Origin of the sequence: Butyrivibrio sp. NATIVEDY162, from assembly GCF_045999815.1 — a bacterium.
In the GTDB taxonomy this organism is placed as follows: domain Bacteria; phylum Bacillota; class Clostridia; order Lachnospirales; family Lachnospiraceae; genus Butyrivibrio.
Genome location: NZ_CP172573.1, coordinates 1,316,277 through 1,342,037 on the forward strand (window position 1 = coordinate 1,316,277; position 25,761 = coordinate 1,342,037).

General features: G+C 42.2%; 18 protein-coding genes. 2 read left to right on the forward strand and 16 right to left on the reverse strand.

Annotated elements, in window-relative coordinates; genetic code table 11:
- Position 1 precedes the first annotated feature (1 nt).
- A complete protein-coding gene (locus ACHCNF_RS05370) occupies positions 2-1,363 on the reverse strand; it encodes a transglutaminase domain-containing protein (RefSeq protein WP_408071760.1) in 1,362 nt (453 codons plus the stop codon).
- A 317-nt stretch (positions 1,364-1,680) separates the two neighbouring features.
- Positions 1,681-3,210, reverse strand: a complete 1,530-nt coding sequence (locus ACHCNF_RS05375; protein ID WP_408071761.1) for a hypothetical protein — start codon at positions 3,208-3,210, stop codon at positions 1,681-1,683.
- 208 nt (positions 3,211-3,418) lie between these two features.
- Between ACHCNF_RS05375 and ACHCNF_RS05380 the strand changes: the two genes are divergently transcribed.
- Positions 3,419-3,646 (forward strand): hypothetical protein, encoded by a 228-nt coding sequence (locus ACHCNF_RS05380; protein ID WP_408071762.1) that lies wholly within the window; start codon positions 3,419-3,421, stop codon positions 3,644-3,646.
- A 171-nt stretch (positions 3,647-3,817) separates the two neighbouring features.
- Here ACHCNF_RS05380 and ACHCNF_RS05385 read toward each other — a convergent pair whose 3' ends face one another.
- From ACHCNF_RS05385 to ACHCNF_RS05415, 7 genes are all read right to left on the reverse strand, one after another.
- On the reverse strand, positions 3,818-6,151 hold the full coding sequence (locus ACHCNF_RS05385) for a beta-galactosidase (protein ID WP_408071763.1): 2,334 nt from the start codon (positions 6,149-6,151) through the stop codon (positions 3,818-3,820).
- A gap of 26 nt (positions 6,152-6,177) precedes the next feature.
- Positions 6,178-7,173, reverse strand: coding sequence for a LacI family DNA-binding transcriptional regulator (locus ACHCNF_RS05390; RefSeq protein ID WP_408071764.1), 996 nt, complete (start codon positions 7,171-7,173; stop codon positions 6,178-6,180).
- A 23-nt stretch (positions 7,174-7,196) separates the two neighbouring features.
- Positions 7,197-8,057: a sugar ABC transporter permease gene (locus tag ACHCNF_RS05395; protein ID WP_408071765.1), complete on the reverse strand. Its 861-nt coding sequence runs from the start codon at positions 8,055-8,057 to the stop codon at positions 7,197-7,199.
- A complete protein-coding gene (locus ACHCNF_RS05400) occupies positions 8,057-9,454 on the reverse strand; it encodes a carbohydrate ABC transporter permease (protein WP_408071766.1) in 1,398 nt (465 codons plus the stop codon). The genes ACHCNF_RS05395 and ACHCNF_RS05400 overlap by 1 nt, the downstream gene beginning before the upstream one ends.
- A gap of 107 nt (positions 9,455-9,561) precedes the next feature.
- Positions 9,562-10,938, reverse strand: coding sequence for an extracellular solute-binding protein (locus tag ACHCNF_RS05405; protein WP_408071767.1), 1,377 nt, complete (start codon positions 10,936-10,938; stop codon positions 9,562-9,564).
- Between the two features lie 307 nt (positions 10,939-11,245).
- A complete protein-coding gene (gene dprA, locus ACHCNF_RS05410) occupies positions 11,246-12,388 on the reverse strand; it encodes a DNA-processing protein DprA (RefSeq protein WP_408071768.1) in 1,143 nt (380 codons plus the stop codon).
- On the reverse strand, positions 12,385-14,064 hold the full coding sequence (locus tag ACHCNF_RS05415) for a YifB family Mg chelatase-like AAA ATPase (protein ID WP_408071769.1): 1,680 nt from the start codon (positions 14,062-14,064) through the stop codon (positions 12,385-12,387). The genes dprA and ACHCNF_RS05415 overlap by 4 nt, the downstream gene beginning before the upstream one ends.
- A gap of 261 nt (positions 14,065-14,325) precedes the next feature.
- Here ACHCNF_RS05415 and ACHCNF_RS05420 point away from each other — a divergent pair, with 261 nt between their 5' ends.
- Positions 14,326-15,387 carry a type IV pilus twitching motility protein PilT gene (locus ACHCNF_RS05420; protein ID WP_408071770.1) on the forward strand — a complete coding sequence of 354 codons (1,062 nt, stop codon included), beginning with the start codon at positions 14,326-14,328 and terminating at the stop codon, positions 15,385-15,387.
- Between the two features lie 68 nt (positions 15,388-15,455).
- Here ACHCNF_RS05420 and ACHCNF_RS05425 read toward each other — a convergent pair whose 3' ends face one another.
- The 7 genes from ACHCNF_RS05425 to ACHCNF_RS05455 form a co-directional block, all read right to left on the reverse strand.
- Positions 15,456-16,610: a hypothetical protein gene (locus ACHCNF_RS05425; protein ID WP_408071771.1), complete on the reverse strand. Its 1,155-nt coding sequence runs from the start codon at positions 16,608-16,610 to the stop codon at positions 15,456-15,458.
- A gap of 27 nt (positions 16,611-16,637) precedes the next feature.
- A complete protein-coding gene (locus ACHCNF_RS05430) occupies positions 16,638-17,909 on the reverse strand; it encodes a coproporphyrinogen-III oxidase family protein (RefSeq protein WP_408071772.1) in 1,272 nt (423 codons plus the stop codon).
- A 125-nt stretch (positions 17,910-18,034) separates the two neighbouring features.
- Positions 18,035-19,852, reverse strand: coding sequence for a translation elongation factor 4 (gene lepA / locus ACHCNF_RS05435; RefSeq protein ID WP_408071773.1), 1,818 nt, complete (start codon positions 19,850-19,852; stop codon positions 18,035-18,037).
- A gap of 275 nt (positions 19,853-20,127) precedes the next feature.
- On the reverse strand, positions 20,128-20,391 hold the full coding sequence (gene rpsT / locus ACHCNF_RS05440; RefSeq protein WP_026492600.1) for a 30S ribosomal protein S20: 264 nt from the start codon (positions 20,389-20,391) through the stop codon (positions 20,128-20,130).
- A 173-nt stretch (positions 20,392-20,564) separates the two neighbouring features.
- On the reverse strand, positions 20,565-21,533 hold the full coding sequence (locus ACHCNF_RS05445; RefSeq protein ID WP_408071774.1) for a TIGR03943 family putative permease subunit: 969 nt from the start codon (positions 21,531-21,533) through the stop codon (positions 20,565-20,567).
- 54 nt (positions 21,534-21,587) lie between these two features.
- Positions 21,588-22,859, reverse strand: a complete 1,272-nt coding sequence (locus ACHCNF_RS05450; protein ID WP_408071775.1) for a CobW family GTP-binding protein — start codon at positions 22,857-22,859, stop codon at positions 21,588-21,590.
- Between the two features lie 229 nt (positions 22,860-23,088).
- The gene (locus ACHCNF_RS05455) at positions 23,089-25,533 is read right to left on the reverse strand and encodes a ring-infected erythrocyte surface antigen domain-containing protein (protein ID WP_408071776.1); all 2,445 of its coding nucleotides are present in this window, start codon (positions 25,531-25,533) and stop codon (positions 23,089-23,091) included.
- Positions 25,534-25,761 lie beyond the last annotated feature (228 nt).

A 25,761-nucleotide genomic window follows, 5' to 3' on the forward strand; every position in this document is an offset into this window, starting at 1 on the left:
CTCACTCAGCGGCAGCTATAAACATGCCCTCTTCGCATGCGGGAAGATATACGGAATTAAACATCCTCGTGTGCATATAGTTGTCCCTGTCAGAGAGATTGAAATAATCATATACTGTAGGATCCTGGTCATCCCAGGTGCAGTCAACATTGTAGTAATTATCACCGAGCTTTATTATATTCCAGGCGTGAAGCTCACCTGCCGATCCTGCGCAGAGGTATGTTGGAACTCCAAGTCTTTGCATAATGTACTGGAAAGCCTTTGCATATCCGGCACAAACAGTGTTATTTCCGACTATTGCGCTGTAAGCACTCTGATCAAGCGGGTTATGCTTATAAGTAAGCTTATCTGCCAGCAGATCATGTACATAAAGCTCTTTTTCATAATTATCCGCAAGTCCCGAAGCTCCTGCTACTATCTGATCGACTGCGGACTGGAACTCCTGATTGGCCGCAGGTATATTGTTAATTCTATCATAATAACTAAGACGCAGCTTTATTGCAGCACCCTGGTAATCAAATTCCTGATAAAAAGTGGTATCAAGCCAGAACAGCTCAGGATGATCAAACACAACACTCATGAGGATCATCTGCATGGTTTTCATATTCACCTGTTCTATGGGCCTGAAGGTCGTATTTAAGTTAAGTGTATTGGCATATATCTGCCTGTAAAGCTTTTTCCCTGTATCATTGAGCATATGATAGTAAGGATAAAACTCCGTACTAAAGTCATATTCATTTCCAAGCTGGCCGTAGTCTGTGCTGTTTATAGCCTGTCTTGCAAGTCCTTCATCTGTAAGCTCAACTATATCAGGTTCAAAGGAAGCATATCCGCTCTTTCCGGCAGGAATCCCGGGAGCATAGGCCGAAGCATCTTCCTCATCTGTCTTAACATCTTCGGAACTGTCCGTAAGCTTGTTTGACTCAGTTTCAACGCTGACAGATATGCCCTTTCCGCCTTTTCCTGTGATGGCATTGACTACTGCATCAGCTGCATTAGCCACATCTTCAACGGTAACATCCTTCTCTGCCATATTCTGAACATCTGTTGCTTCCAACTGATTTATGGCATCAGAGAGTCCGTTTACAGCGCCGGTTATCATGTCGCCTATTCCCGATGAAGCATTTTCCGTCTCAGCAACATCCACCTTTTCTGTCTTTTTGCCATATATATAGTCCCAGTCAGGAACCTCTACATAGTATTTTTTGGAAGTATCAACCTTTACCTCCTCTTCGTCAGCCGGTTTTAGCAAGTCATTTATGCCCACGCCAATATCGGGGTTAACAACACACGCTAGTATTGCAACAACCCCGGCCGCAAGAAGACCCAATATTCCATATGCTATAGCTTCTAATACTTTCATGATCACCACATCCTTGTGCTCGTATCGTTAATCCATTAACCATTTGTAAATGTTCTGCATAAAACGAAAAGGGAGCACAGGCCCCCTTTCACTATTATTATAAGAAATATCGATTTTCATTGATATTAAATTAGTATAAAAAAAGACTAAATTACAGTAATAATGTTACTGTTCACACCTTACGGTGCTCACAGCAACTGGATTTGCCCATTCCAGTTGCCTTCGGCAAAGGGGCAAATCCTATATTCAAGACGTAGAACATTCTCACGCTCAGCGCAGCAAGTGCGCAGAGCTGTCTGAACAGTAACGTAATAATATCACTTTGTCTTCCTGTACAGGTAATAATTAAATTCCATGCCATCCCAGCCATAGATTTCTTTATCTATACATTCATAGTGATCATCAATTGATGCAGGGATATGGTCTCTTACCAGGACATAGTCCACAAGTCCCTCACGGACATATCTCTCCTGCTCCAGATATGGGTTGTTCTGCAGCTCATCAATGTTAAGTGTCTGAGTCTGAAACCATCTGCAGCTTGGAACTATATCGCATAACGTGTATAGTCCTGCATCCAGGCAGCCGACATTCAGAAGAGTCGGGTTGTCGGTCTCAAGCACCTCATCACGAAATCTATACATGAAGTACTCATCGCGGCTCACTTTTCTAAATGGAGTGTTCATGGAAAATGCGTCAATAAAAATGGCGGAGCCCATGGTGCATATAATAAGCCAGAGAAGTCTGACAGCTCCCCTTGTTCTGTAGTTACTTCTGTCAGGAAACAATCTGATTGAGATCCTGCCCAAGAATGCAAATCCCATTACCGCAAAAACAGATAGAGGAAGCGAGTAGTACGGGAGATCTCTTCCTCCTCCGAAAAAGCCAATAAACATAAATGCGAATAGTACAGGTAATACCAGCCTTGAAAGGATCTTTTGCTTTCTCCTGCAAAAGCCATATATGATTCCTGCAGCTGCAAGAACAAAGTACTGCCAATCATCTCTTACTAGCCAGTACAGAGTTTTACACATATAAATAAGTCTTCCCGCTATTCCCGGATCTGCACTTTCAACCTTGGTATATACGAAAACATTTACATAGACGTAGCCCCAATACCACTCGTAGAGCCCGCCTCTTATTCCGAAATAGACAAGCCACGGAATAAAGGGCAGAAGCATTCCAAACAGGAAAACAAAGCATGCTTTTATTCCCTGGAAAAGCTCTCCATGTGCCAGATAGGAAAAGAACACCAGCATCATCCAGGCAAAGAAAAATCCAAGTCCCGTAAATTTGATATTTGCTATAAATCCTGCAAGAATCCCGCCAAGCAGCACCGTTTTAAAGGACATTGTGCTCTTTTCATAAGTATTTACAAAATAGGAAAGTATCAGATACAGTCCCCATACATAAAAGGGCAGGCTGATTTCCTCTGCGGAGCCTCCCCACCAAAAGCTCCTGGAGCTTACGACCGCAGCAAATGTAAATACTGAAAAAATAGCTGCGGATGTATTTTTCTCTTCCGGAAGATAGAGCCTGATAATACTAAAAAAGCCTATAGCATCCAATGTACCCAGGATCAGTTCAAGCAGAAATACCCCTGCAAAGGTGGTATGGGACACAAGATATGAAAGTCCATAAAAAAAATACAAGTACATTCCCTTCTGGTCAAAGACATCTCTGTAGGGCATTTTCCCATTAAAAAAAGCCTTTCCCATTGAGAAATAGCTATTGGCATCATCCCAGTTATTCAAAGGAAAAAGAAATGATGATCTGGTTGATAACAAGAGGCAAAGAAAAACTGAAACTGCCAAATATGAATATATTTTAAATCTGGTACTTTTTGCCATAATACAATCTCTCTAATATATTTTGCGATACGTTTCAACACAATCATTATACACTCTTATCTTCACCTAATCATCATATAGATATATCCATAATCCTAATTGTTATAATAAAACTACAAAAAATACTTATAATAAATACGCTATTGTACCTTCTCTGCATTCGGCGGAAATTGCCCTTTTCAGTTTTTGAGAAAGGCAGGTATCCCATATGAATTACAATTCCATAAAGGATTTTTTAGTAAGGCGTGGCGGTATCAATTATGCCATAGTCATGGCGATGCACACAACCGAGACCTTTCAATTTATCAAAGATGAAGCCTTGTACCTGGAAAACTCCAGAGCACTGCTTCGAGACGAGCTGCTAAGCTGCTATTCGTTCCTGGAAAAATATGATCTGTTTGAAATATATCTTGATGTGAGAGACGGGTTTATTTGATATATCCAATTATATGATTAAAGTCCTTTTTCTTATACAGCTCAGCTCCGGATCGTCCCTTTGGAAATGTGCTGTTCTTGGAAAAGGATACTGATTTTCATGATAAAAAGTAAAGAGAGCTCGACTGTAGCGAACATCGCTGAGTGGAGAGCTCTCTTTATTTTTTTAGACTTAGTAAATTCTGACCCTATACTGTGCCACACTGCTGACACCTTCAACTCTGCATGCAGCTGCTTTGCCGTCAGCCTTTTCACTTAGCCCGGGCCAATTCTGTAAATATATTTTCTGATCTTCAAGCAGAGGATACACCTCTATTTTCCCCTCAAAGGATTCATCAAGCTTTGTTTCTCCCTCAGTTCCTATGAATCTTTTTAATCCAATCTCCCAGTCCTGACCTGTATAGAAACTATCAGCAATCATCTCACCTTTTCGGAAAATATCCACATCTTCTGCAGCATAGAGCTCTGCCTTATCTCCTGCATACTTCACATGAAGATAAACTTCGTCCACTTCTTCATCTATGTTGTCTACCTTAAGGGAATAAAACGCCTTATCAGCATTTTCATTGTTGCCTGTTTCTCCTGCAGTTTCTAAAGGCATGATCCCGAAGCTTATTTTATTTGTGAAAGTGTCCACATATCTGTAATCTGCAAAATCCATGCTGTCAACCATATAAGTATCGCTGACATTCTCGGCATCATCATGGATAAAGCCGGTGGGTGTCTCATCGAGATCCGGCCACACTCTGAAGGAAACCGTGTGCTCTTCCCCATCAGAAGGAATCTCAGCATAAATCTCGTAGCCGTTTGGATTGCCGTTTTCAAGAACTCCGGCGCGTCTTCTGTTTGTGCCTATCACTCTGTCCACAACATCATATTCACTGATTACCAGGTGCTCAGCTCCCCTCTCATCCACTATCTTAACGGCATGTTCTGCCTCATAGCTGCTAAGAATTAAGATTTTTATGTAACCAAGATCACCCTCTATCTCAGCTGCTGCGGAGTCTCTGTCATCTGTATAAAAAACGTAGGCTATTTCTCTTTTCTTTTCATCGCGAAGCTTACAAAGCGGTATCATATTGGCTCTGACTAAAATCGCATCTTCTCCAATAGGCATATTGAAGGGATAGAAAAAGCTGTCGCCGTTTTTGATATCCCTCTCTTCAAACTCTGTGATCTCATTTCCATCAGCGTCATAGGCCTTCAGAACTACATCCTCATGGTCTGCCATATCATATCGTCTCTGATAATTATTTACGAAAAGGAAACCGCTCGTCAGATCTTTGCCATTAACTTCCTTTTTCACAGCTCTCACAGCTGTCCTTAAGTCAGTCAGATTATCCGGCTTATCGGGATTCTGGGGCTGCTCAATGTATGGCATCTCACAGAGCTCAGAGCCAAAATCCTTCGTGAACATGGATAACCTTCTGATTTTCCTGTAAGTGTCAGTCATCTGGCCATATTCTTTAAGAGGTGCGTTAAAGTCATATGACAAAACAGGGAGGTCGTTGGGATAGCCAGTCTCTGTGCTCTCCTGAAGTGTTGTAAGTTTCCCCTCAGGATTAGTTCCACCGTGATACATGTAGTATCCAAGAAGGTTAGCGCCGCTACCAAGCTTGACCATGCTCATTGCTTCAGTATCTTTACCTGTTGCTATACATCTTCTGTGGTGAGTCACCTGCAGACCACCGCCCAGCTCAGCCGTAAGATAAGGAAATTTGTCCATATCAAAAGTAATTCCGACTCCAAGGCCATGGTCAGAACCGATATTATGATCATTTCTTTCCTTAGTGAAAATGTAGTTTCCGCTTGGTTCTATCTCAGTTGTTCTGGGGTCCCAGGGAGCCTCGCAGTAGCCGCCCATAACAGGAAGCATTCCACCTGTGACAGCACCGCCCCAGCCTGTTGCAGTATAAATCGGAACATCAAATCCTATCTCTTTGGCCATGCTTAGAAGGGTTCTCATGTGTTCCTCACCCTCTTTTCCTCCAAAGCCGCCGCAGTGTCCGTATTCATTCTCTATCTGCACGCCGATAACCGGGCCACCGTCCTTTAAGAACAGGCCCTTAGCCTGCTCATATATATGCTCATAGAAATTTCTTGCATGTTCAAGATACTCAGGTGCATTGCTTCTAAGTTCATATCCCTTTTCCTTAGCATCCTGAAGAAGCCAGTCCGGAAATCCGCCGTTTCTTACCTCTCCATGTGCCCAGGGCCCTATTCTTAGAATGCAGTTTAGTCCAACTCTTTTTACAGTCTGAAGGAATTTTCTAAGATTCTTATCACCGCCAAAATCAAATTCACCGCGGATCTCCTCATGGTGAATCCAGATGGTATAGAGGGATACTATGTCCACTCCGCCGCTCTTCATCTTGCTGAGCTCTTCCTCCCAATATCTGCTCCTGTATCTTGAAAAATGCATTTCTCCCATTACCGGGTAAAAGGGCTTTCCATCCACAGTCAACGACATCGTTGTATAGGATATTTTATTTGTACTTGATAACATAAATATTTCTCCCTAAAAGAGAGCACCTATTTGGTGCTCTCCTTCATAATTACTTCGTAGTTTTTCAATTTTTGTTTTTCAATGAGCTCGCCATCTATCAGCCGCATAAGCATTCTTGTCGCCACCGCACCAAGATTCCTGTCGTCAAAGTTAAGTGAAGTCACCGGAACAATTGCATTCTCCAACATGCTGCTGTTGTAGAAGGATGCAAGGCGAAGGTCCTCAGGTATATGTATTCCTGATGCCCTGCAAATTCTCATAACATATCCTGCGAGCTGATCGTCCATACATACTACACCATCTATCTTCTTCTCTGCAAGGTGCTTCACTATTTCAGTGAGCTTCTGTTCATTGCTCTGATCCAGGAAAACCAGCGATTCATCCAGTTTTAATCCTGCCTGCTCATACGCCTTAGCAAAACCCTCATACCTGGTTCTAGTGATCATATTCTTCATTGATCCGCCGATAAGAGCCAGCTTAGTATGCCCTTTTCCTATCAAAATAGATGTAAGTTCCCTGCATGCGTCAAAGTGCTCATTATCGACAGTTATGATACTCTCATCCTTCGAAGTTCCGATAGCCACAAAAGGAATTCCTGTCTGTTTCAGATACTCAGCAGGCTTATCCTCTATCAGTGTCCTTGTGAGAATCACGCCATCTACCTTGTGATTGTCGATAATTCTCTTTAGATTTGAGATCTCATCACCGACCACCACCGATATTATAATATCGTATCCGTATCCGCTTGTGACCTCACTCATTCCTACAAGACATCTCTGAAAAAACGGAAGATCAACAAGTGAATAATCCCCCGGCCAAACAACGGCAATGTTGAAGGTTCTGCGTTGCGCAAGACCCTTTGCAACTACATTAGGCTTATAATTATTCAGTTCAATGTATTCAAGGACGCGTCTTCTTGTACTTTCACTAATTCTTCCCTTACCGGAAATTGCACGGGATACGGTAGTCTTGGAAACACCAAGGGCATCTGCCACATCCTCGATAGTGATTTTGGATTCCATAAATACCTCGCTAAGTGCTCTGCTCAGCCTTTTACAGCTCCGCCGGTAACACCTTCAACATAGTATTTCTGCAAGAACATAAACAATAATGTTACAGGTATTGCGATAAGTACGCCGCCTGCACAGAATCTGGTGAAATATCCCTGATAGTCGTTGGTCCATACCCATCTTGTCATGGCTACGGCAACGTTATAGCTGGTATCATGTCCGAAAGCAACGTAAGAAGCAAATACATAATCGCACCATGGAGCCATAAATGCAACCAAAGCGGTGTAAATAATTATAGGCTTCGACATAGGAATTATCATGGTGAAAAAGATCCTTGCTCTTGTAGCACCATCGATTCTTGCAGCCTCATCAAGTGCCTTGGGAATCGTGTCAAAGTAGCCTTTACATACGTAGTAGCCCATACCTGAGCTTGCAACTGATACCAGAATAAGTCCGGGTACTGCTCCTGCCTGAGTCAATCCAAACTGCTTCAGCAGGAAGTACAGGCAGATCATTGTAAGGAATCCGGGGAACATTCCAAGGATAAGCCAAAAACGCATGAGGAAGTTCCTTCCCTTAAATCTCATTCTTGAAAGCGCATAGCTGACACAAAGAATGATAATAGTCTGGAAAATTGTAACAAAAATAGCAATCACAAGGGTATTTGCATACCATCTTACATAGTTTGTCTCGCCTGAAAACAGGAATCTGTAGTTATCTAATGAAAACTGCTTAGGCACAAGATAATCCACCATTCCGCCATACTCTGACGAATAAGATCTGAAGCTCTGCAGCACCAGTCCAACAAAAGGGAAAAGCCATATAAAGCTGATAAGTATCAGAACAATGTATCCTAAAATATTGCCCGCAGCTCTTTTTTTCTTATAAGATTTCATCACTGGAAGCCCTCCTCATCCTTTACTGACGGAAGCATATTGTAAACCACAATTGAGAAGAATGCGGTAACAATAAATACCATGATTCCAATAACTGCTGCCATCTTATAGTTCGTATCGTTAACTGTCATCTTATAGAGCCATGTAACAAGAAGGTCTGTGCTTCCTGCTCTCTCAGCCAGACTCATTGACTGAGGTCTGCCCTGCGTAAGCAGATAGATAACATTGAAGTTGTTGAGGTTTCCGGTAAACTGTGTAAGAAGGAATGGACCTGTTACAAACAACATGTACGGAAGTGTAATGCTTCTGAACATCTGCCAGCTGTTTGCTCCGTCTATCCTTGCACTTTCATATAAGTCCTCAGGAATATTCATGAGAAGACCTGTTGCAATAAGCATCATGTAAGGAATACCGATCCATATGTTTACAACGATAATTGTAATCTTCGCAAGAATAGGATCTGTCCAAAACGGTATATATGTTTTGATGATTCCCCACTTAATGAGATATCCGTTGATAAGTCCGTCGTTTGCGAACATCTTCATTATATAGAGAAGAGATACAAACTGCGGCACTGCTATGGTGAGAACCAAAATTGTTCTCCAGAGTCTCTTAAATTTGATACCTTTTTTATTTATAAGAATTGCTACTGCAAGTCCCAGGAAATAATCGATGAATGTTGCAAGTAATGCCCACACAAGTGTCCACGCCAAAACCTGGGCAAATGTAGGTCCAAGTCCTGCTCCGGAAAATGAAACAAGCTGTTTGAAGTTTTCAAGTCCTACCCATGTGAACAGATTAGTCGGTGACTGATGGTTTTTATCATAATTGGTAAAGGCCACCAATATCATGAAAACAATAGGCAGCACGGTAAAAACAAATATACCTGTTACCGGCAGTGCAAGTAATGTCTTGTCAAAATTCTTGTCAAACAAAGATTGGAAAGCTTCACCATTTGTAGGGAGTTTCTTTCCGGCCTTTATAGTCAGCTCTTCTTTGCGATTTACTCTGACATTGATATACCATATCGTGATAAATGCAATGATTGCAAAAATACATAAGATGCCAAACAGCAGGATAAGGAAACTGTTGTCCCCATATACTGTCTTACGTTTTACCTTATGGGTAGCAACTGTTCCCAGGGTTGTAATCTTGGACAGATATTTCCATCCAAAACCGAACATAAACCAAAAGAACAGCACTTCGCATAATAGCAGAGCTGCCCCAATCAAAAACTGTCCTCTGAGTATTGGTCCAAGTCCGATGATAATGTATGAAAGTTTGGTCTTTATATCGCCCTCAACAAAAGTCAGTCCGATTTCTTTAATGCCATTTCCTATGTCTTTAAGTTGCGCGGACAATGGTTTCTTTTTCTTCCTATTTACGCCCCCTGCCATAACATGGGCCTCCTTCTCCCTTAGTTTAAAACAGGCTCGGAAACAATTATGAATCCGAGCCTGAAATTCAAATCAAATATTATTCAGTCTTCTTTATGCACTCTGTTTTAGTTAGCATATCCTTCACAGGTTGTCTGGAAGTCTGTAAGAGCTTTCATGAAGTCATCATCTGAAGACTCAGCTGTAAGCTCACCTGAAATTATTGAATCACCAAGAGATGTAGCAAGTGACCAGTAATCTCCGGGATACTGACCCTGAGGAATTGTGTACTGAAGCTGTTCTGCAAGAGCTGAAAGAGCTTCATCTGCCTTAACTGCATCAGACTGCTGAGCCTTTAAGTTTGAAGGTCCCCAAGCAACTGCTTCGTATCTTGCAAGCTGAACTTCTTCGCTTGAAAGGTATGCTGCAAGAGCGTCACAAACTGCAAGCTTGTTGTCATCTTCCTGAGGCTTAACACCAAGAAGCTTGAATCCGCCAAAACCGCTGAGCTGATATGTCTTTCCGTCAGAACCAGCAAATGTAGGAAGCTTAGCACATGCATAGTTGTCACCAAACAGTTCCTTAGCTGCCTCTGCATCCCATGTACCATCAACGATAGCACCAACATTTGTTGCTTCACCAATTGCTGAGCCGTTCTGGAATGACTTAGAAGAAGCGAGCTCTGCAATCTTCTTAAGTGCTACAACACCTGCATCACTTGCGTATGTGGAATTGCACTTTGTGAAGTTACCCTGATCATCTGTATCATATGTGAGTTCAGCACCTGCTCCGAAGAAGAACGCTGTCTGATACCAACCTGAGTTGATCTCGAAGTAGAAGTTCTTGCCTGCTGCTTCGCAATCAGCAACGATGCCTTCAAGAGTTGAAGGATCACTTACAACGCTCTTATCATAGTAAAGGAAATATCCATTGTCAGATGTAATAGGATATGCGTAAAGAGTTCCACCAACTGTAGCTGCTGCAACAGCACCTGCATCATTGTCAGCTTTGACTGCCTTTGCGTTCTCTTCCTCAACCTCTTCAAGAGCACCTGCTGCAACAAGTCTTGCGATCTGATCCTGTGCAAATGCATAAACGTCAGCACCTGACTCAACGTCTGTGATCATGTTGCCGGCTGCATCGCCTTCACCTACAGGCTCAACTGTGAAATTATAACCTGAAAACTCAGGGTGAGCACCCTTGAATGCTTCGATCTGCTGGTTAGTAAAGTCTACTACGTTATCAGCAACCCATACCTTGATGTCGCCTGTGCCGTAATCTGTGTCATCAGCAACTGCTTCCTCAACTGCATCTGCAGCTTCCTCAACAGTCTCCTCTGCAGCTTCAGTAGCTTCCTCTGCTACTTCCTCAGCTGCATCTGCAGTTTCTTCTACAGTACTCTCAGCAGTATCTGCTGCCTGCTGAGCAGCGTTGTTGCCACAGCCTGCAAGAAGTGATGTTGACATAGCGGTAGCCATCAAAACTGAAACCAATTTCTTTTTCATATTATTTCCTCCGTTTTTACCTTTGCAAAAAAGGTTTTGTTGCTCACGCAATCTAAATAATTGCGCAATCGGTTGTTCTAAAACCAATTTTAATTCCCATTCTTTTTATCGTCAATCGTGAAGTTTTCACAAATGTAAAACGTTTTCCTTTAGCACATTTCACAAATTCATTTCCGGTAGCAAACGTTTTCCAAAATGGTATGCGCAACCGTTTGTTCATCCGTATATAACAGTATTGGTAACGTTTCCGAATATTGTATTTTCATTTTTATTTCAACGTATTTTTACCAATCTGATGCATCTCAAATCACATTATTTTATAGAAACCTGTACCGTTTTGTGCCGCTGCACCAATGATGCATAACTCCACCAGCGAATTCATCGCCTCAGATACAGTCATCTCAATGCCCTTACCTATAATCTTTTCATAAATTGCAGTAGAAGTCTGAGGATAAAAGTCCAACTCCTCATATATTCTTTGTTGCTTATTGCTTAGTTTTTCCATGATTGTTCCGGTAGCTATTATAATTCCACCTCCCTTCTCTTCATCTTTATTTTCCGGCATTCTCCCTGGACAAATATTGCGCCTTAAATAGTGGGCAATATCCTCAGGTCCTGACGCTATAGCTGCCCCTTGCCGTATCAATGAATTACATCCATAGCTAAGAGAATCACAGATTCTTCCCGGAACGGCAAACACCTCTCGCCCCTGTTCAAGAGCCATGTCAACCGTGATAAGAGTTCCACTCTTTTCACGCGCTTCTATAACCAGCACAGCATCGGATAATCCACTTATTATTCTGTTGCGCGGTGGAAAAAATTGCGGTTTAGGCTGCGTCCCCGGAAGATATTCCGAGATAATCCCACCCCTTGTCATAAGACTTTCATATAGTCCTCTGTTTTCCTCGGGATAGCACACATCGACTCCGCTTCCCAGAACTCCATATGTATCTCCACCGGCGTATATTGCAGCCTGTTGGGATATACCATCTATCCCTCTGGCCATTCCGCTTATTATCTGCACATCTGAGAGCGCCAATTTTTCCCCAAAAAGCTTTGCTGCATATTTCCCGTATTCAGAGCTGTTCCTCGCTCCGATAATGGAAACTGAAGGCCTGTTTTCATCAGGAAGCCTGCCTATGCAATAAAGCCCAAATGGCGGATCCGGTATAGTCTTAAGTTTTGATGGATACCCCTTAGAAAAAATCGGATAAAAGTCTATTCCGCGTCTGTAAAGATATTCATATTCCGCCTCAGGATCCCAGGTTTTCCTAACTTTATCAAATGACTTGTATTGTTTCACCGTTATGAGATTTTTAAAGTCGTTCTCTGTAGCACCGACTATATCGCTGCATTTTATGAATTCCTCAAGCACCTTATTCAGAGTCTTGTTGCCCCAGCCCGGGATATTGTGAAGCATATAGGCGTACATGTTTTCCTTTTCCATCATGCGCCTCTCTTCCCTGACTCCTGATCAATCTTATAATCATTCGTCAGGACAATCTTATTATCTGCCATTCCTATATGCCCCTGTTCAATGTGCTGACTTCTAAAACGGGTTGACGTGCCAAAATATTTGGAATCCATCATTCGATAGCAGGCAGCCTCAGACAGATGCGCTGACTGTATGGTCTCAGAGCCGTCCAGATCAGCTATTGTCCTTGCTATGCGAAGCACTTTATGGTATGCACGGGCAGACAGGTCCATCGTTGTAAATATTCTCTCCATCAACCTTTGCTCCTGCATCCCAAGCCTGCAATACCTTTGTATCTGAGCCGGACTCATCTCTGAATTAAACCGTATTACATCATTCTTAAATCTCATCTGCTGAATCCTCACAGCCTTAATGACACGCTTCCTTATCTCTGAGCTGGATTCATTGCATCCGGTGCCATGGCTCAATTCGCTCACATCTATTTTGGCAGCTTCAACACATATATCGATTCTGTCAAGGATAGGTCCTGATATCCTTCCAAGATATTTGGATATCTCTCCCTCTGAGCATTTGCACTTATTCAGATCAGGATAGTAACCACAGGGACAGGGATTCATAGCGCCTACCAGAAGCAGATCTGCAGGAAATGAAAAACTGCCTCCACTTCTTGCTATATGAACCACTCTGTCCTCCAAAGGCTGTCTTAACAGGTTCAAGGTATTTCTCTTAAACTCAGCCATCTCATCCAAGAACATCACACCTCTGTGAGAAAGTGATATCACCCCCGGATGCGGGATTGTTCCACCTCCGGCCAGGGCTGCCTCGGTTATTGAATGATGCGGGCTCATAAAAGGCCTTCTTGTTATCAGCGTCTCCCCTTTTTTCAGCATCCCAGCCACACTATAAATTGAAGATACCTCCAGAGCCTCCTCCCGTGAAAGAGGCGGCATTATGGATGGAATTCTCTTTGCAACCATGCTCTTTCCAGAGCCGGGTGGTCCGATGATAAGGATATGATGATAACCTGCTGCAGCTATTTCCACCGCTCTTTTCACAGCTGACTGACCGTTTATCTCTGCGAAATCAATGCCCTTCAGATATTCTTCTACAGGATTTGCATCCCTGAAAAGCTTATCAACATCAACCACCGTAGGGGCAATGAGAAAATCCCTCTCATCCCTGTCTGTCTTCAAATACGCCACAGCCTCAGCCAGATTTTCCACACCAATAATCTTCATTCCCTGAACAACCGCCCCCTCTGCCGCATTGTCCACAGGCAAAATACAGGTATCAAATCCGCATTTATAAGCATGTGAAACCATTGGTAGCACGCCGCTTACAGCCTTCACTTCTCCGTCAAGACCAAGCTCGCCTATCACAAGGGTATTTTTCAGGCTTTCGGGTTTTATCTCTCCCACTGCAGTAAGAATTCCCACCGCCACGGGAAGGTCCACTGCTATTCCGGCCTTCCTGATATCTGCAGGTGACAGGTTCACCGTTATACGCATCGGAGGAAGCGCATAGCCTGCATTTTTCAGAGCTACCCTCACCCTCTCTGCAGCTTCCCTGACTTCGCCGCTGACAAAGCCGACCATATTAAACATGGGAAGCCCGTCAGAAGTATCGACTTCAACCTGCATCAGGTATGGCATGATTCCTTTAACCGCACCCGAAACAACTGTAATAAACATATAAATATCCCCTTTCGTTGCGCAAAAAATACACAGCAAAGGACATCTGCTTTTAATAAAAAAGGAAAAATACGGAGAATCTCCGTCGAAAAATAAGCGTTTTAAACGCAAGGATTATTATATCCGATTATGATTTTTTTGCAAGGAGAATTTTTTTATCTAAATTTTAGCATTATTTCATTATATGTTCGTTGATTTTTGGTCTGTTTATCGACAAGATAAATGTATATAAAATACTAATAAAATCGGGGGAGAATTTTAATGGCCAGAATTGATGATATCCTCAAAATCGCAAAAGAACAGGGGGCATCTGATGTACATATCACAGTAGGTATACCTCCCAAAATGCGCATAAACGGTAAACTCGTAGCACTGGAGGGTTATAACAGGATGATGCCTGATGACACCAGTGAAATTGCTGATACCATCATGAATGTAAAGCAAAAGGAACTGCTTGAAGCAAACGGCCAGCACGATATGTCCTTCTCCATCAAGGGGCTTGGACGTTTCAGGCTGAATGTTTTCAAACAAAGAGGTTCCATTGCCATGGCTATTCGTCTGGTTGAAACCGAGATCCCGGACGCCGAGACTCTTGGCATCCCTTCATCTGTGATCAATCTATATCAGAGACAGCGCGGACTTGTTCTCGTCACAGGTCCCACGGGTTCAGGCAAATCCACTACCCTCGCCTCTATAATCGATATGATAAACAATAACAGAGAAGCGCATATTATAACTCTTGAAGATCCTATCGAGTTTCTGTATCAGCACAATAAATCTATAGTTAACCAGCGCGAAGTGGGGCTTGACAGCGATAATTACGCACATGCACTAAGAGCCGCTCTTCGTGAGGATCCTGATGTCATTCTCGTAGGTGAGATGCGAGATCTTGAGACCATAAGTACTGCTATCACGGCCGCTGAGACAGGTCATCTTGTATTGTCGACGCTTCACACAATCGGTGCAGCAAGTACTGTTGACAGAATAATAGATGTTTTTCCACCACATCAGCAGCAGCAAATCAGGATACAGCTCGCAAATGTTCTGGAAGCAGTTATCTCCCAGCAGCTTATTCCTACAGCAGACGGAGATGCCCGCGTAGCGGCATTTGAAGTAATGCATGTTAATTCCGCTGTGCGCAACATGATCCGCGAAGGCAAAACCCATCAGCTTATCACCATCATGCAGACCAATAGAAAGCTCGGCATGGTTACTATGGATGAAGCAATCATCGATCTGTGCAGAGCAGGCAAAATATCCAGAGAAAAAGCCATACAATACGCTCAGGATCCGGATATTATGCAGACAAAGATTTTAAGATAAATACTGCAAAAGGAGCCTTCGCAATTGAAAGCTCCTTTTGCAGTATACAGATCATATGACTATTAAAGTTATTCATTTATCCCGGGGAAGGTAAATGTTCCTCCATAATTTGATTCAAGAAGTCCCTTTTGTCCATCTCCCCATACATCAACAAAATCACCAATTCGGCTGTCATAGACAGAATTGTTGTAGCAGATGGATTTTGAGCCGTCTGCGTTTTCAGTAGTTTGCTTGTAGTTTACATAAACCATCCCATTATCACATTTGATGATTTCTGTAACCTCATAGCCATTGCTCTCAAGCTCTGCTACAGCATCTATGCCGCATATCTCTTTCAGTTCTTCAGCCGTTATCTGCTTAGCTCCATATAAATTGAAATCGCAGCTGTTTTCATCATAATAATAGCAGTATGGCTTCCATGTGTGGCCCGTCCACATAGGCTCCTCAGAATCAGCCTCATAATCGCAATAGTTATCATAGCCGTCAAAAGTAACTATAAGGTCTCCTGTATTTTTATCAATTTCAGCATGTCCCATTCGGGAAACCTTTGACTCAAGGCATTCATCTCCATCAACATAATAGAGATTTGTCACACGGCTGGTAACATATACATCATCAAAAGCTACAAACTTCTTATTCGTGCAATTTAGAACACTAAAAATGTTATCCCCTTTTAAGCCAAATTCAAAGTCATCATGCAACTTTTTACATCCATTTTCATTAACAAACCAGATGGTGCCATCGCAAGCTCCAAAGTCAAGATCTGCTTCCTTGCCTACATAGAAAAAGCCTTCTGTTTTACCATCCTCATCAAAATCGCCCACAAGATGGTATCTTACATCCTTAGGATCTGCATTTGCAGCAGAAGCCACTTTTCCTATATATAGATCAACAGTCTCTCTGTCTTCATCTTCTACATGAACATCCTCAGTAGTATCTGCTGAATTTTTTTCAGCTTCTGATGTCTGTTCGTTTTCCTCCTGTGTATCTGATGTCAGGTCCGCATTCTCCTGCGCTTCAGATGCCTGTTCTTCAACCTCCGGCACCACATCCTCCAGAGGAGTATCCTCATTCTCTATTATCTCCACGTCGCCGGATTCTGTATTATCCATTCCCAAAATCATATCCGTATCGCTTTCGACATCCGCGCATCCTGTCAGAGTCTGAAGCATAGTTGCTGCCACTGCCACTGATAAAAATATACCGACATGTCTTTTTTTCATACTAATACTTCTCCTTTTGTCCGTAAATCAAAGCAAAAATTTCGCCATGCAATAATTGCTTACATCAAGTCCTTTTTCCGTCAGACGGTAATTGTCGCCTTCGTTTACCATGAGTTCATCGTTAATCAATTCATTGATTATATCATTATATATATCTTTTAACTCTCTGCCAAATCTATCTCTGAAATTTCTTTCGGACACGCCATTTACCATGCGAAGCCCAAGGAACATGAATTCCTCCATCATAGCATCTGTATCCAGAATTTCTGTATCCTCATGTATAGCTTCCAGGAATGTAACATCGCCATTTGAGCTGTCTGAGAAATTATCCAGATACTTCTTAAAATCTGCCGTGTTATGGTATCTTGCTCCTTTCATGTATGAAGCAGCACCAAGACCAAAGCCGATATAATCTCCGCCCTGCCAGTATCTCTTATTGTGAAGGCATTCATAGTTATTATCTTCGGTATCCAGAGCATAATTTGATATCTCATACCTGTGGTATCCATTTTCTGCAAGGATCATTTTGGTGCGATGGTACATCTCCCTTTCCGTATCCTCATCCGGAAGGGGCAGATATTTCTTGTTCTTTGCATCCTTGTCTGAAAAAGCCGGATATTTCCCGCTCTTTGCGTCTTTATCTGAAACCTCAGAATATTTTTCGCTTATAGCATCCTCTCCGTATATTTTATAAAATGGCGTACCTTCCTCAATTATCAGGCTGTATGCTGATATATGCTCCGGATGCGGATTCAGTCCGCACACAAAGTTAAGATTCCTCTCCCAATCAGATAAGCTCTGCCCCGGAAGTGCACTCATAAGGTCGATATTCACATTTTCAAAACCCGCTAATCTGGCATTTCCATAGCACTCCTCAAACTGCTTTAAGTTATGGATTCGTCCGAGTCTTTTTAGCTCATCATCATTTGCTGACTGAAGTCCTATACTTATCCTGTTTATTCCAGCCTCGCGGTATTTTCCAAATGCATAAAAATCTGCAGTTCCCGGATTACATTCTATTGTTATCTCTGCATCTTTTTTCAGGTTATACTGCTCTTTTAATATATTCATGATCTCTGCAATATACCTTGAATCCACAGAGGTAGGCGTTCCTCCTCCAAAGAATACCGAAACCACTTCGTAATCACTGCACTCATTTTTACCAATTTCTATTTCTCTTTTCAAAGCATCAAAATAAAGTGCCTGCTGCTCCCTCCCCTCAGGAAATGAGAGGAAGTCGCAGTACAAGCACTTCTGTATGCAAAAAGGTATGTGAATGTAAATGCCAAGTGTTTTCATCTAATCCCCATCCCAAATGATATTAGGCAATTCCTAATGTCTTTACGATAAATCGCCACACATGCGTTTATAAAAAAGAATGTCGCTTTCCTATGATATAAAAAACATCATGATCTAAAGCTCTATCAATTACCCTCGTCAAGCTTAAGTACACTGAGGAAAGCCTGCTGAGGAATCTCAACATTACCAATCTGGCGCATCTTCTTTTTGCCTTCCTTCTGCTTTTCCAAAAGCTTTCTCTTACGGCTGATATCACCACCGTAGCACTTTGCAAGGACGTCCTTACGCATAGCCTTGACTGTCTCACGAGCTATGACTTTTCCGCCGATAGCCGCCTGAATCGGAATCTCAAACAGGTGTCTTGGTATCTCACCCTTGAGCTTCTCGCACATCTTGCGGCCTCTCTCGTAAGCGCCATCCTTGTGAACTATAAATGAAAGAGCATCAACCTGCTCTCGGTTTATCAAAATATCAAGCTTAACAAGCTCTGACTGCTCATAGCCTTTTATCTCATAATCAAATGAAGCATATCCTCTTGATCTGGATTTAAGCGCATCAAAGAAATCATATATGATCTCATTTAGAGGAAGTTCATATTTAAGAACTGCTCTGGTAGCCTCAATATATTCCGTACTGATATACTTACCGCGTCTCTCCTGGCAAAGCTGCATAATGGAGCCTACATAGTCTGTTGTGACCATGATCTCACCGTTTACAATAGGTTCCTCCATATACTCGATCTCAGCAGGATCAGGCAGATTAGAGGGATTTGTCAGCTCAAACATAGTGCCGTCTGTCTTGTGCACTTTATATACTACACCGGGCGCAGTGGTTACCAGGTCTAGATTGTACTCTCTTTCAAGTCTCTCCTGGATAACCTCAAGATGCAAAAGTCCGAGGAATCCCGCACGGAATCCGAAACCAAGGGCCTGTGATGTCTCAGGCTCATAGAAAAGAGAAGCATCATTAAGCTGCAATTTTTCAAGTGCATCACGAAGTTCAGGATACTTTGCAGTGTCTGCAGGGTAAAGGCCGCAATAAACCATGGGCATTACCTTCTTATATCCGGGCAGAGCCTCTTCACAGGGCTTATCTGCGCTTGTCACAGTGTCGCCGACTCTGGCATCCTGAATGTTCTTAATGGAAGCAGTGAAATATCCAACGCTTCCTGCTGAAAGCTCGTCACAGGGAATGAATTGTCCCGGTCCGAAATAACCAACCTCAACGACTTCCCATGATGCTCCTGAAGCCATACACTTTGCAGTCATGCCTTTTTTCAGGACGCCATCTCTTACACGCACGAATACTATAACTCCGCGATAAGAGTCATATACAGAATCAAAAATAAGGGCCTGCAGCGGCTTATTGGGATCTCCTGTAGGCGCCGGAATCTTATTTACAACTGACTCAAGCACCTCTTCTATTCCTGTTCCCAGCTTGGCTGAAACAAGCGGCGCATCATGTGCCTCAATCCCGATTACGTCTTCAATCTCTTCCTTAACCTCATCAGGTCTGGCACTTGGCAGATCTATCTTATTTATCACAGGGAACACATCAAGGTCGTGATCCAATGCCAGATAGACATTGGCAAGTGTCTGCGCCTCAACACCCTGAGTCGCATCAACTACAAGGATTGCGCCGTCACATGCTGCAAGGCTTCTTGAAACCTCATATCCAAAGTCCACATGGCCCGGAGTATCGATCATATTGAAAACATACTCCTCGCCATCCTTGGCCTTATATATCATACGCACAGCCTGAGACTTGATGGTGATTCCTCGCTCTCTCTCGATATCCATATTATCGAGAACCTGATTCTGCATCTCTCTGCTGGTGAGGACACCAGTGGTCTCTATCATACGATCTGCAAGTGTTGATTTGCCGTGATCGATATGAGCTACTATGCAAAAATTTCTAATTTTACTCTGATCAAATTCTGACATATTAATCTCTATTCCATTCTTACTTACTGAACTTAGTGCGTAAAGTCCTGAACTATGATACCACACTACAACTCATTCAAGCAATGAGGCAAAAAGAATGTCGCTTGCGACATTCTCGCGCCGATGCGCGCAAGCTTTAGCTTGCATAATACTTCTGCGCATCGGTCGCATCCATAGCGGAGCGTTTTTTATTTGATAGGATTTTCCTATCAAATAAAAAAACGCCTTGCAATCGGTGAGAAGATTGCAAGGCGCTAAAATTCTTTATATATATATTACTGAATCTTGTTAACAGCCTGAGCAAGACGTGAAACTTTTCTAGAAGCTGTGTTCTTCTTGAATACACCCTTTGACTCAGCCTTATCGATTGCTGAAGTAGCAGCAAGAAGTGCCTTAGCAGCCTCATCCTTGTTACCAGCCTCGATTGCTGTTCTAACCTTCTTAATCTCTGTCTTTACTGCAGACTTGATAGCCTGATTTCTTGCAGCTTTCTTCTGATTTGTAAGAATTCTCTTCTTAGCAGACTTAATATTAGCCATAACTTCCTCCATAAATATTACTAAAAGATTGAATTTGTCATCCTAGTTATATGGCTATGAAACCGGACACGGACAGTCAATGCCACATACACCAAAATATTTTATCCGTTAACATCTCCATTGTCAAGTAATTTTAGAAATTACCAACTAAATCACATCGTTCTCGAAACTGTTCAGACCTCCGGGTTGGAGAAATCTATAACGGGATTTTTAGGCTCACTGACGTGTTCAAGTTCTATCACGTTGAGAAGAGGTCCAACACCCTGGTACTCAGGAACAAGAGCTTTTCTTACCTCACAGGTCACCTTGATCCATTCCTTCTCCTTAAGTTCAGGAGCCTTATCATACTCGCACTTAAAGCCAAGGAACTGCATATCCTCTGCACAGCAGGTCATAGCCATTCTGCCGGGAACAAAGGCATTGTCAGCCATATCAAAGGGCTTTGCAACCATGGCAGTAAAGCTCACTTTTTTGCCATCATAGCGATCAACATGCTCAAGTGCATCAAGGTAAAACATGCCATAACCAAAGTTGTTAAGTTCTATAGGATCCTGATTAAGGTCAAAAGGAAGATCCTCATCAAGTGTGACATCAACCTCTCCGTTCATATCCTCAAAGATAATGTCTGCCTTCTGATTGATTGCCTTAACATTTCTCTTAAATGTAGCCAGATCCTCTATTCCATCACATCTGTTAAATAAAATAAGTTCTGAATTTCTGATCTGCTCAGAAAGAAGTGACTTCATATTTGTAAAGTAGAGTTCGAAGCTTGATGCATCAATAACAGTAATCTGCTGTTCAAGTCTCCATGCTTTGGGGAGGCGGAAATTCTTAAAATTCCACATCCCGTTAAATTCTATCAAAATTCTCTCAGGATCATACTTTGCCTCAAGAGCCATAAGTGTTGCAGGAGTAAAGTCCTCTTCATCCTCTATAGTCTCAAGAATTGTGTTGGTTGAAGCCAGAAGCTTCTCCTCATACTCATTCTCACCTTCTTCACAGACTATAAGAAGTGTCTGTCCCTTTGTCTTGAAGTAAGGCTGAGCAAGAGTATACCTGAAAAAATCAGTCTTTCCGCTATCAAGGAATCCATTTATTACATAAACCGGTTTCATTTTCTTTTCTCTTTTCCTTCCAAACATTTATAAACCAGCAATCTCCTTTTTTGAAAATGCGTTCATAAGTCTATAGTGTTATCAAAGCTTTCTACGGAACAATTTTTCAAGGTTATCCTGATTAAGTTCAGCTCCGATTACGCAGAATTTACCTGTTACATCTGCTGCACCGTCTCTGACTACAGGCTCGCCGGGAACGTAATCGAATTCAATCCAGCCGCCGTTTTCATCAGGAACCATTCCCTTTGCTCTGAGAACTATGCCGAAGTTGTCCTCCTCCTCAAGTCTTCCGAGCATAGCCTCGATTTCTGCCTTATTGTACTTAGAAGGTGTTTCCATACCCCAGCTTGTGAAAATATCGTCAGCATCATGATGATGGTGATGATCGTGGTCATGGTCGTGATGGTGCTCATGCTCGTCATGATCGTGATGATGTTCATGTTCGTGCTCATCATGGTCGTGATGATGCTCATGCTCGTCATGATCGTGATGGTGTTCATGCTCGTGTTCATCATGATCGTGATGGTGTTCGTGCTCGTGCTCGTCATGATCGTGATGGTGTTCATGCTCGTGCTCGTCATGATCGTGATGATGTTCATGTTCGTGCTCATCCTCATCGTGGTCATGCTTATGTGCTCTGTATACAGTTACGCCCTCTTCATCTGTAAATTTCTCAGAGCCATGGTCATGGTGATGATGATGCTCGTCAGCTTTCTGTGCAAGAACTTCCTTGAGAAGCTCTGCCTCAAGATCATGGTTTCCTTCAAAGGTATCAAGAATCTCTTTTCCTGTAAGCTCAGCAAGAGGTGTTGTAATAATAGTAGCCTTGGGGTTGTGCTCTCTTATAAGCTCTACTGCCTTCTCTATCTTGGCAGCATCTGCCTTGTCAGTTCTGGTCAGAAGAATTGTGCCTGCGTTTTCAATCTGATTTGTAAAAAACTCACCGAAATTCTTTATATATATCTTGGCCTTACTTACGTCAACAACTGTAACTGCGCTGTTCATGGTAAGGTTCTCGCTCTCGTCAGCCACATTCTGGATAGCTCTCATAACATCTGAAAGCTTACCAACGCCTGAGGGCTCGATCAAAATTCTCTCAGGTGCATAGGTTTCCATTACTTCCTTAAGTGAAGTACCAAAATCTCCAACCAATGAGCAGCAGATACATCCGGAATTCATCTCTCTGATATCAATTCCGGACTCCTTAAGGAATCCGCCGTCAATGCCAATCTCACCAAACTCATTCTCTATAAGTACAGTTTTGGTACCTGCAAGAGCTTCCTTTAAAAGCTTTTTGATAAGTGTTGTTTTTCCTGCTCCAAGAAAGCCTGATATAATATCTATCTTTGTCATTTCTATCACTCTCCGTTTCTTTATAATTTGTGAAAAACGGGATATAAAAATCCCTTCATTTTTCATATTTCATATAGAAGTTATTCATCGCATATTTTATCGCCAGTGATTATTATAGTCAACTTATATGACAAGAAACAGATTGTTAAGATCAAGCGTATTCACATATCTCGCGCTTTTAACGAGGCTCATTTCCATTTTGAGAACTTTCTCTTTGACTGCCTTCGTTTCAGTCACCTTCAATCTGAGCACCTTCGTTTAGAATACCTTCATTTAGAACATCCATGTTCCGATCAGCATCATCCATGGATTTCTCAGTCTCTTCATTTGGCTGCTCTGCATTTTCATCCGGCAAGTTCACGGATGATATCTCAGATGATGCGTTATTGTCTGTAGTATTTCCTGAGGATGGATTATCAGGCGATGCGTTATTGTCTGTAGTATTTCCTGAGGATGGATTATCAGATGAAACGTTATCAACCGGTATATTTTCGTAGGATGAATTATCATCTGTAGGATTATCAGGAGATACATCTTCGGATGGCACGTTATCCGCAGCAGAATCCTCGGATGATGAATTATCATCTGCTATATCTTCGCTGTTTTCTGCACACTCCTCATCCGTTTCTTCTGAAAAAGTAAATTCTAATCCTTCGTCAAATCCAAGTATTTCTTCGCTGATACCCAGCCCTTTGAAGGTAACCGCCTTGGATTCCAAAAGCAGATTAGGATTTGTGAAGTGCTTGGGAAACTCTATCACTGCTGTTTCCATTGAGCCGTTTTTGTAGCCGCAGCCGGGTGCATAATAGTCTATTGTATTAGCATTTTTGGTACATGCAAGCACCTGATATGTTTTCTCAACTTTATAGCTCCTACCTTGCTTAGCTTTATCAAGTAATGTGGTTCTGTGAGTGTGGGAATTTTTTTCACTTTCCGCAAGGTTTTTACCGCAAACTGTACAACGTATCCCATGCTCTTTGGTGCCTGAAGAAGTATAGTTCATAAGCTGTGGCAAATACTCGTAACTAATCTCATTTTTATAGCAGCTTTGTGTGTGAACATGTTTTACTGCTTGTGTAAAGCAACCGCCGCTGTGGTTGCACGTCTCAGCTCCTATGACAGTTTTGCCGTCTGTATGCTTATGGTACTGATAAGTTACCTTCTTGGAATTAATTACATGCGCAGGAATCAGCTTTACAGCCTCTATCAGTTCTGCAAATGTAGCATCCTCTGCAGCTTTATAGCCACATAACTCGGACAGTATGGATGCAAGCTTCTTACGATTACTGTCCGAACATTGAAAAACCGCATTTACCTGATCTGCCAGCTGACTGATCTGCTGGCTGTTTGCATCAAGTTTACCGTCAAGCGATATGATACTGTCCTTTAATCCGCCAACATTTGTGCTCATCGAAGTGATGTTGTCATTTATCCCCGTCAGTCTGTTATCAGAGCTTTCCTGAGCTTTTCTGACCTCATTTACACCCTCAATGGCGTTCTTCACATTGGCGTCAACTGTGGTTATACCAGTCTGAGTATCCTTAACGGCTTCATTTACCTTATTAACACCGCTCTCAACGTTCTTAATATTCTCGCCGGCCTTGCTGACATTTTCACTTACCTTATTTACGCCGTTTTCAACATTCTTAATGTTCTCGCCGGCCTTGCTGACATTTTCACTTACCTTATTTACGCCGTTTTCAACATTCTTAATGTTCTCGCCGGCCTTGCTGACATTCTCACTTACCTTATTTACGCCGTTTTCAACATTCTTAATGTTCTCGCCGGCCTTGCTGACATTTTCATTTACATTCTTTACATTTTCTTCGACCTTGCCAACGCTGTCCTTCACCTTTTTAACACTCTCTGAAGTCTTGCCGATATTTTTCTCGACTTCGCCCAGCATGTTTACATACTTTTCCTGTGTTGATTTAAGCTCAGATTCAAACTTTGTTAAAGTCTCCTTGGTATCAACCTTCTCAAGGGACTTAACAATTGTCTCAAGGTTATTGATGACCTCTTTTTGGGACTCAGATTTCTCGCTCTTCTGATTTTTAAGCTGCTCAATGATTCCTGATATGTCAGTTCCTGATTTGTCACATGTCTTTTTAATATCAGAAAGAGAATTTGTGATCTGTGCGAAACTCTCCTTATCCTTGTCAGAATTGTTGCCGCCACCGTTTTTCATATTTTCGCCAAGTTTTTTTACCTGCTCATTTGTGGCTGCAATCTCTGAGTGAATGGAAGCAAGTTCCTTATCAAGGCCGCCGATTTTCTCTACAACCTTGCTATTATTATTTACCGTGTTGTTATTCTTTTCCTTAGATAAAGTTTCTTTCTCGGAAAGAGTCTTTTCAGTGAGTTCCTTCTGCTCATTCTGTATTGTCTGAATATCTTTAACAATTTCCTGGCTGTCTGTCACTACTTTATCCAGCTTTTCAAGGTACTGCTGTATTTCATTAAGCTGATTGCTTGCTTTTTTCTGGACACCCAGGGAGTCCTTACGAACCTCCTGCTGCGCAGCGTCTGCACTGATAGCCGGTGTAGTCACGTAGACGAATGTTCCACAAAAAATCGTCGCTGCTACCACCCCTGCCGCAAGCACAAGTGTGTCATGTCTCTTAAGCTTTTTCAAAAGCTCTTTCATCGAGTTACTCTGTTTAATTGGTCTCATAAAAATCTAAAAACCGCCTTTCATAAAACTTTTAAAAAAATGGAAAATCGTCTCGGAAAAACTCCGGACTAATGATCGGCAGAACGCCGACAAGAAGGTAATATATCATGACATGTTTTTTATGGCAAGTACTTTTTTTATTTTTTCAAGAACCTGCCACATCCAAACATCTCATGTATCCTCATTATGACTGGACGGAATAAAAATTTATGACAAAAAAATAATTAA

Coding starts and splice junctions, on each gene's coding strand:
- ACHCNF_RS05420 (WP_408071770.1), top strand. CDS start 14,326: ATGGCCAGAATTGATGATATCCTCAAAATCGCAAAAGAACAGGGGGCA.
- ACHCNF_RS05395 (WP_408071765.1), bottom strand. CDS start 8,057: ATGAAATCTTATAAGAAAAAAAGAGCTGCGGGCAATATTTTAGGATAC.
- ACHCNF_RS05425 (WP_408071771.1), bottom strand. CDS start 16,610: ATGAAAAAAAGACATGTCGGTATATTTTTATCAGTGGCAGTGGCAGCA.
- ACHCNF_RS05400 (WP_408071766.1), bottom strand. CDS start 9,454: ATGGCAGGGGGCGTAAATAGGAAGAAAAAGAAACCATTGTCCGCGCAA.
- ACHCNF_RS05450 (WP_408071775.1), bottom strand. CDS start 22,859: ATGACAAAGATAGATATTATATCAGGCTTTCTTGGAGCAGGAAAAACA.
- ACHCNF_RS05385 (WP_408071763.1), bottom strand. CDS start 6,151: ATGTTATCAAGTACAAATAAAATATCCTATACAACGATGTCGTTGACT.
- ACHCNF_RS05445 (WP_408071774.1), bottom strand. CDS start 21,533: ATGTTTGGAAGGAAAAGAGAAAAGAAAATGAAACCGGTTTATGTAATA.
- lepA (WP_408071773.1), bottom strand. CDS start 19,852: ATGTCAGAATTTGATCAGAGTAAAATTAGAAATTTTTGCATAGTAGCT.
- ACHCNF_RS05390 (WP_408071764.1), bottom strand. CDS start 7,173: ATGGAATCCAAAATCACTATCGAGGATGTGGCAGATGCCCTTGGTGTT.
- ACHCNF_RS05430 (WP_408071772.1), bottom strand. CDS start 17,909: ATGAAAACACTTGGCATTTACATTCACATACCTTTTTGCATACAGAAG.
- ACHCNF_RS05370 (WP_408071760.1), bottom strand. CDS start 1,363: ATGAAAGTATTAGAAGCTATAGCATATGGAATATTGGGTCTTCTTGCG.
- ACHCNF_RS05380 (WP_408071762.1), top strand. CDS start 3,419: ATGAATTACAATTCCATAAAGGATTTTTTAGTAAGGCGTGGCGGTATC.
- ACHCNF_RS05375 (WP_408071761.1), bottom strand. CDS start 3,210: ATGGCAAAAAGTACCAGATTTAAAATATATTCATATTTGGCAGTTTCA.
- ACHCNF_RS05455 (WP_408071776.1), bottom strand. CDS start 25,533: ATGAGACCAATTAAACAGAGTAACTCGATGAAAGAGCTTTTGAAAAAG.
- dprA (WP_408071768.1), bottom strand. CDS start 12,388: ATGATGGAAAAGGAAAACATGTACGCCTATATGCTTCACAATATCCCG.
- ACHCNF_RS05415 (WP_408071769.1), bottom strand. CDS start 14,064: ATGTTTATTACAGTTGTTTCGGGTGCGGTTAAAGGAATCATGCCATAC.
- ACHCNF_RS05405 (WP_408071767.1), bottom strand. CDS start 10,938: ATGAAAAAGAAATTGGTTTCAGTTTTGATGGCTACCGCTATGTCAACA.
- rpsT (WP_026492600.1), bottom strand. CDS start 20,391: ATGGCTAATATTAAGTCTGCTAAGAAGAGAATTCTTACAAATCAGAAG.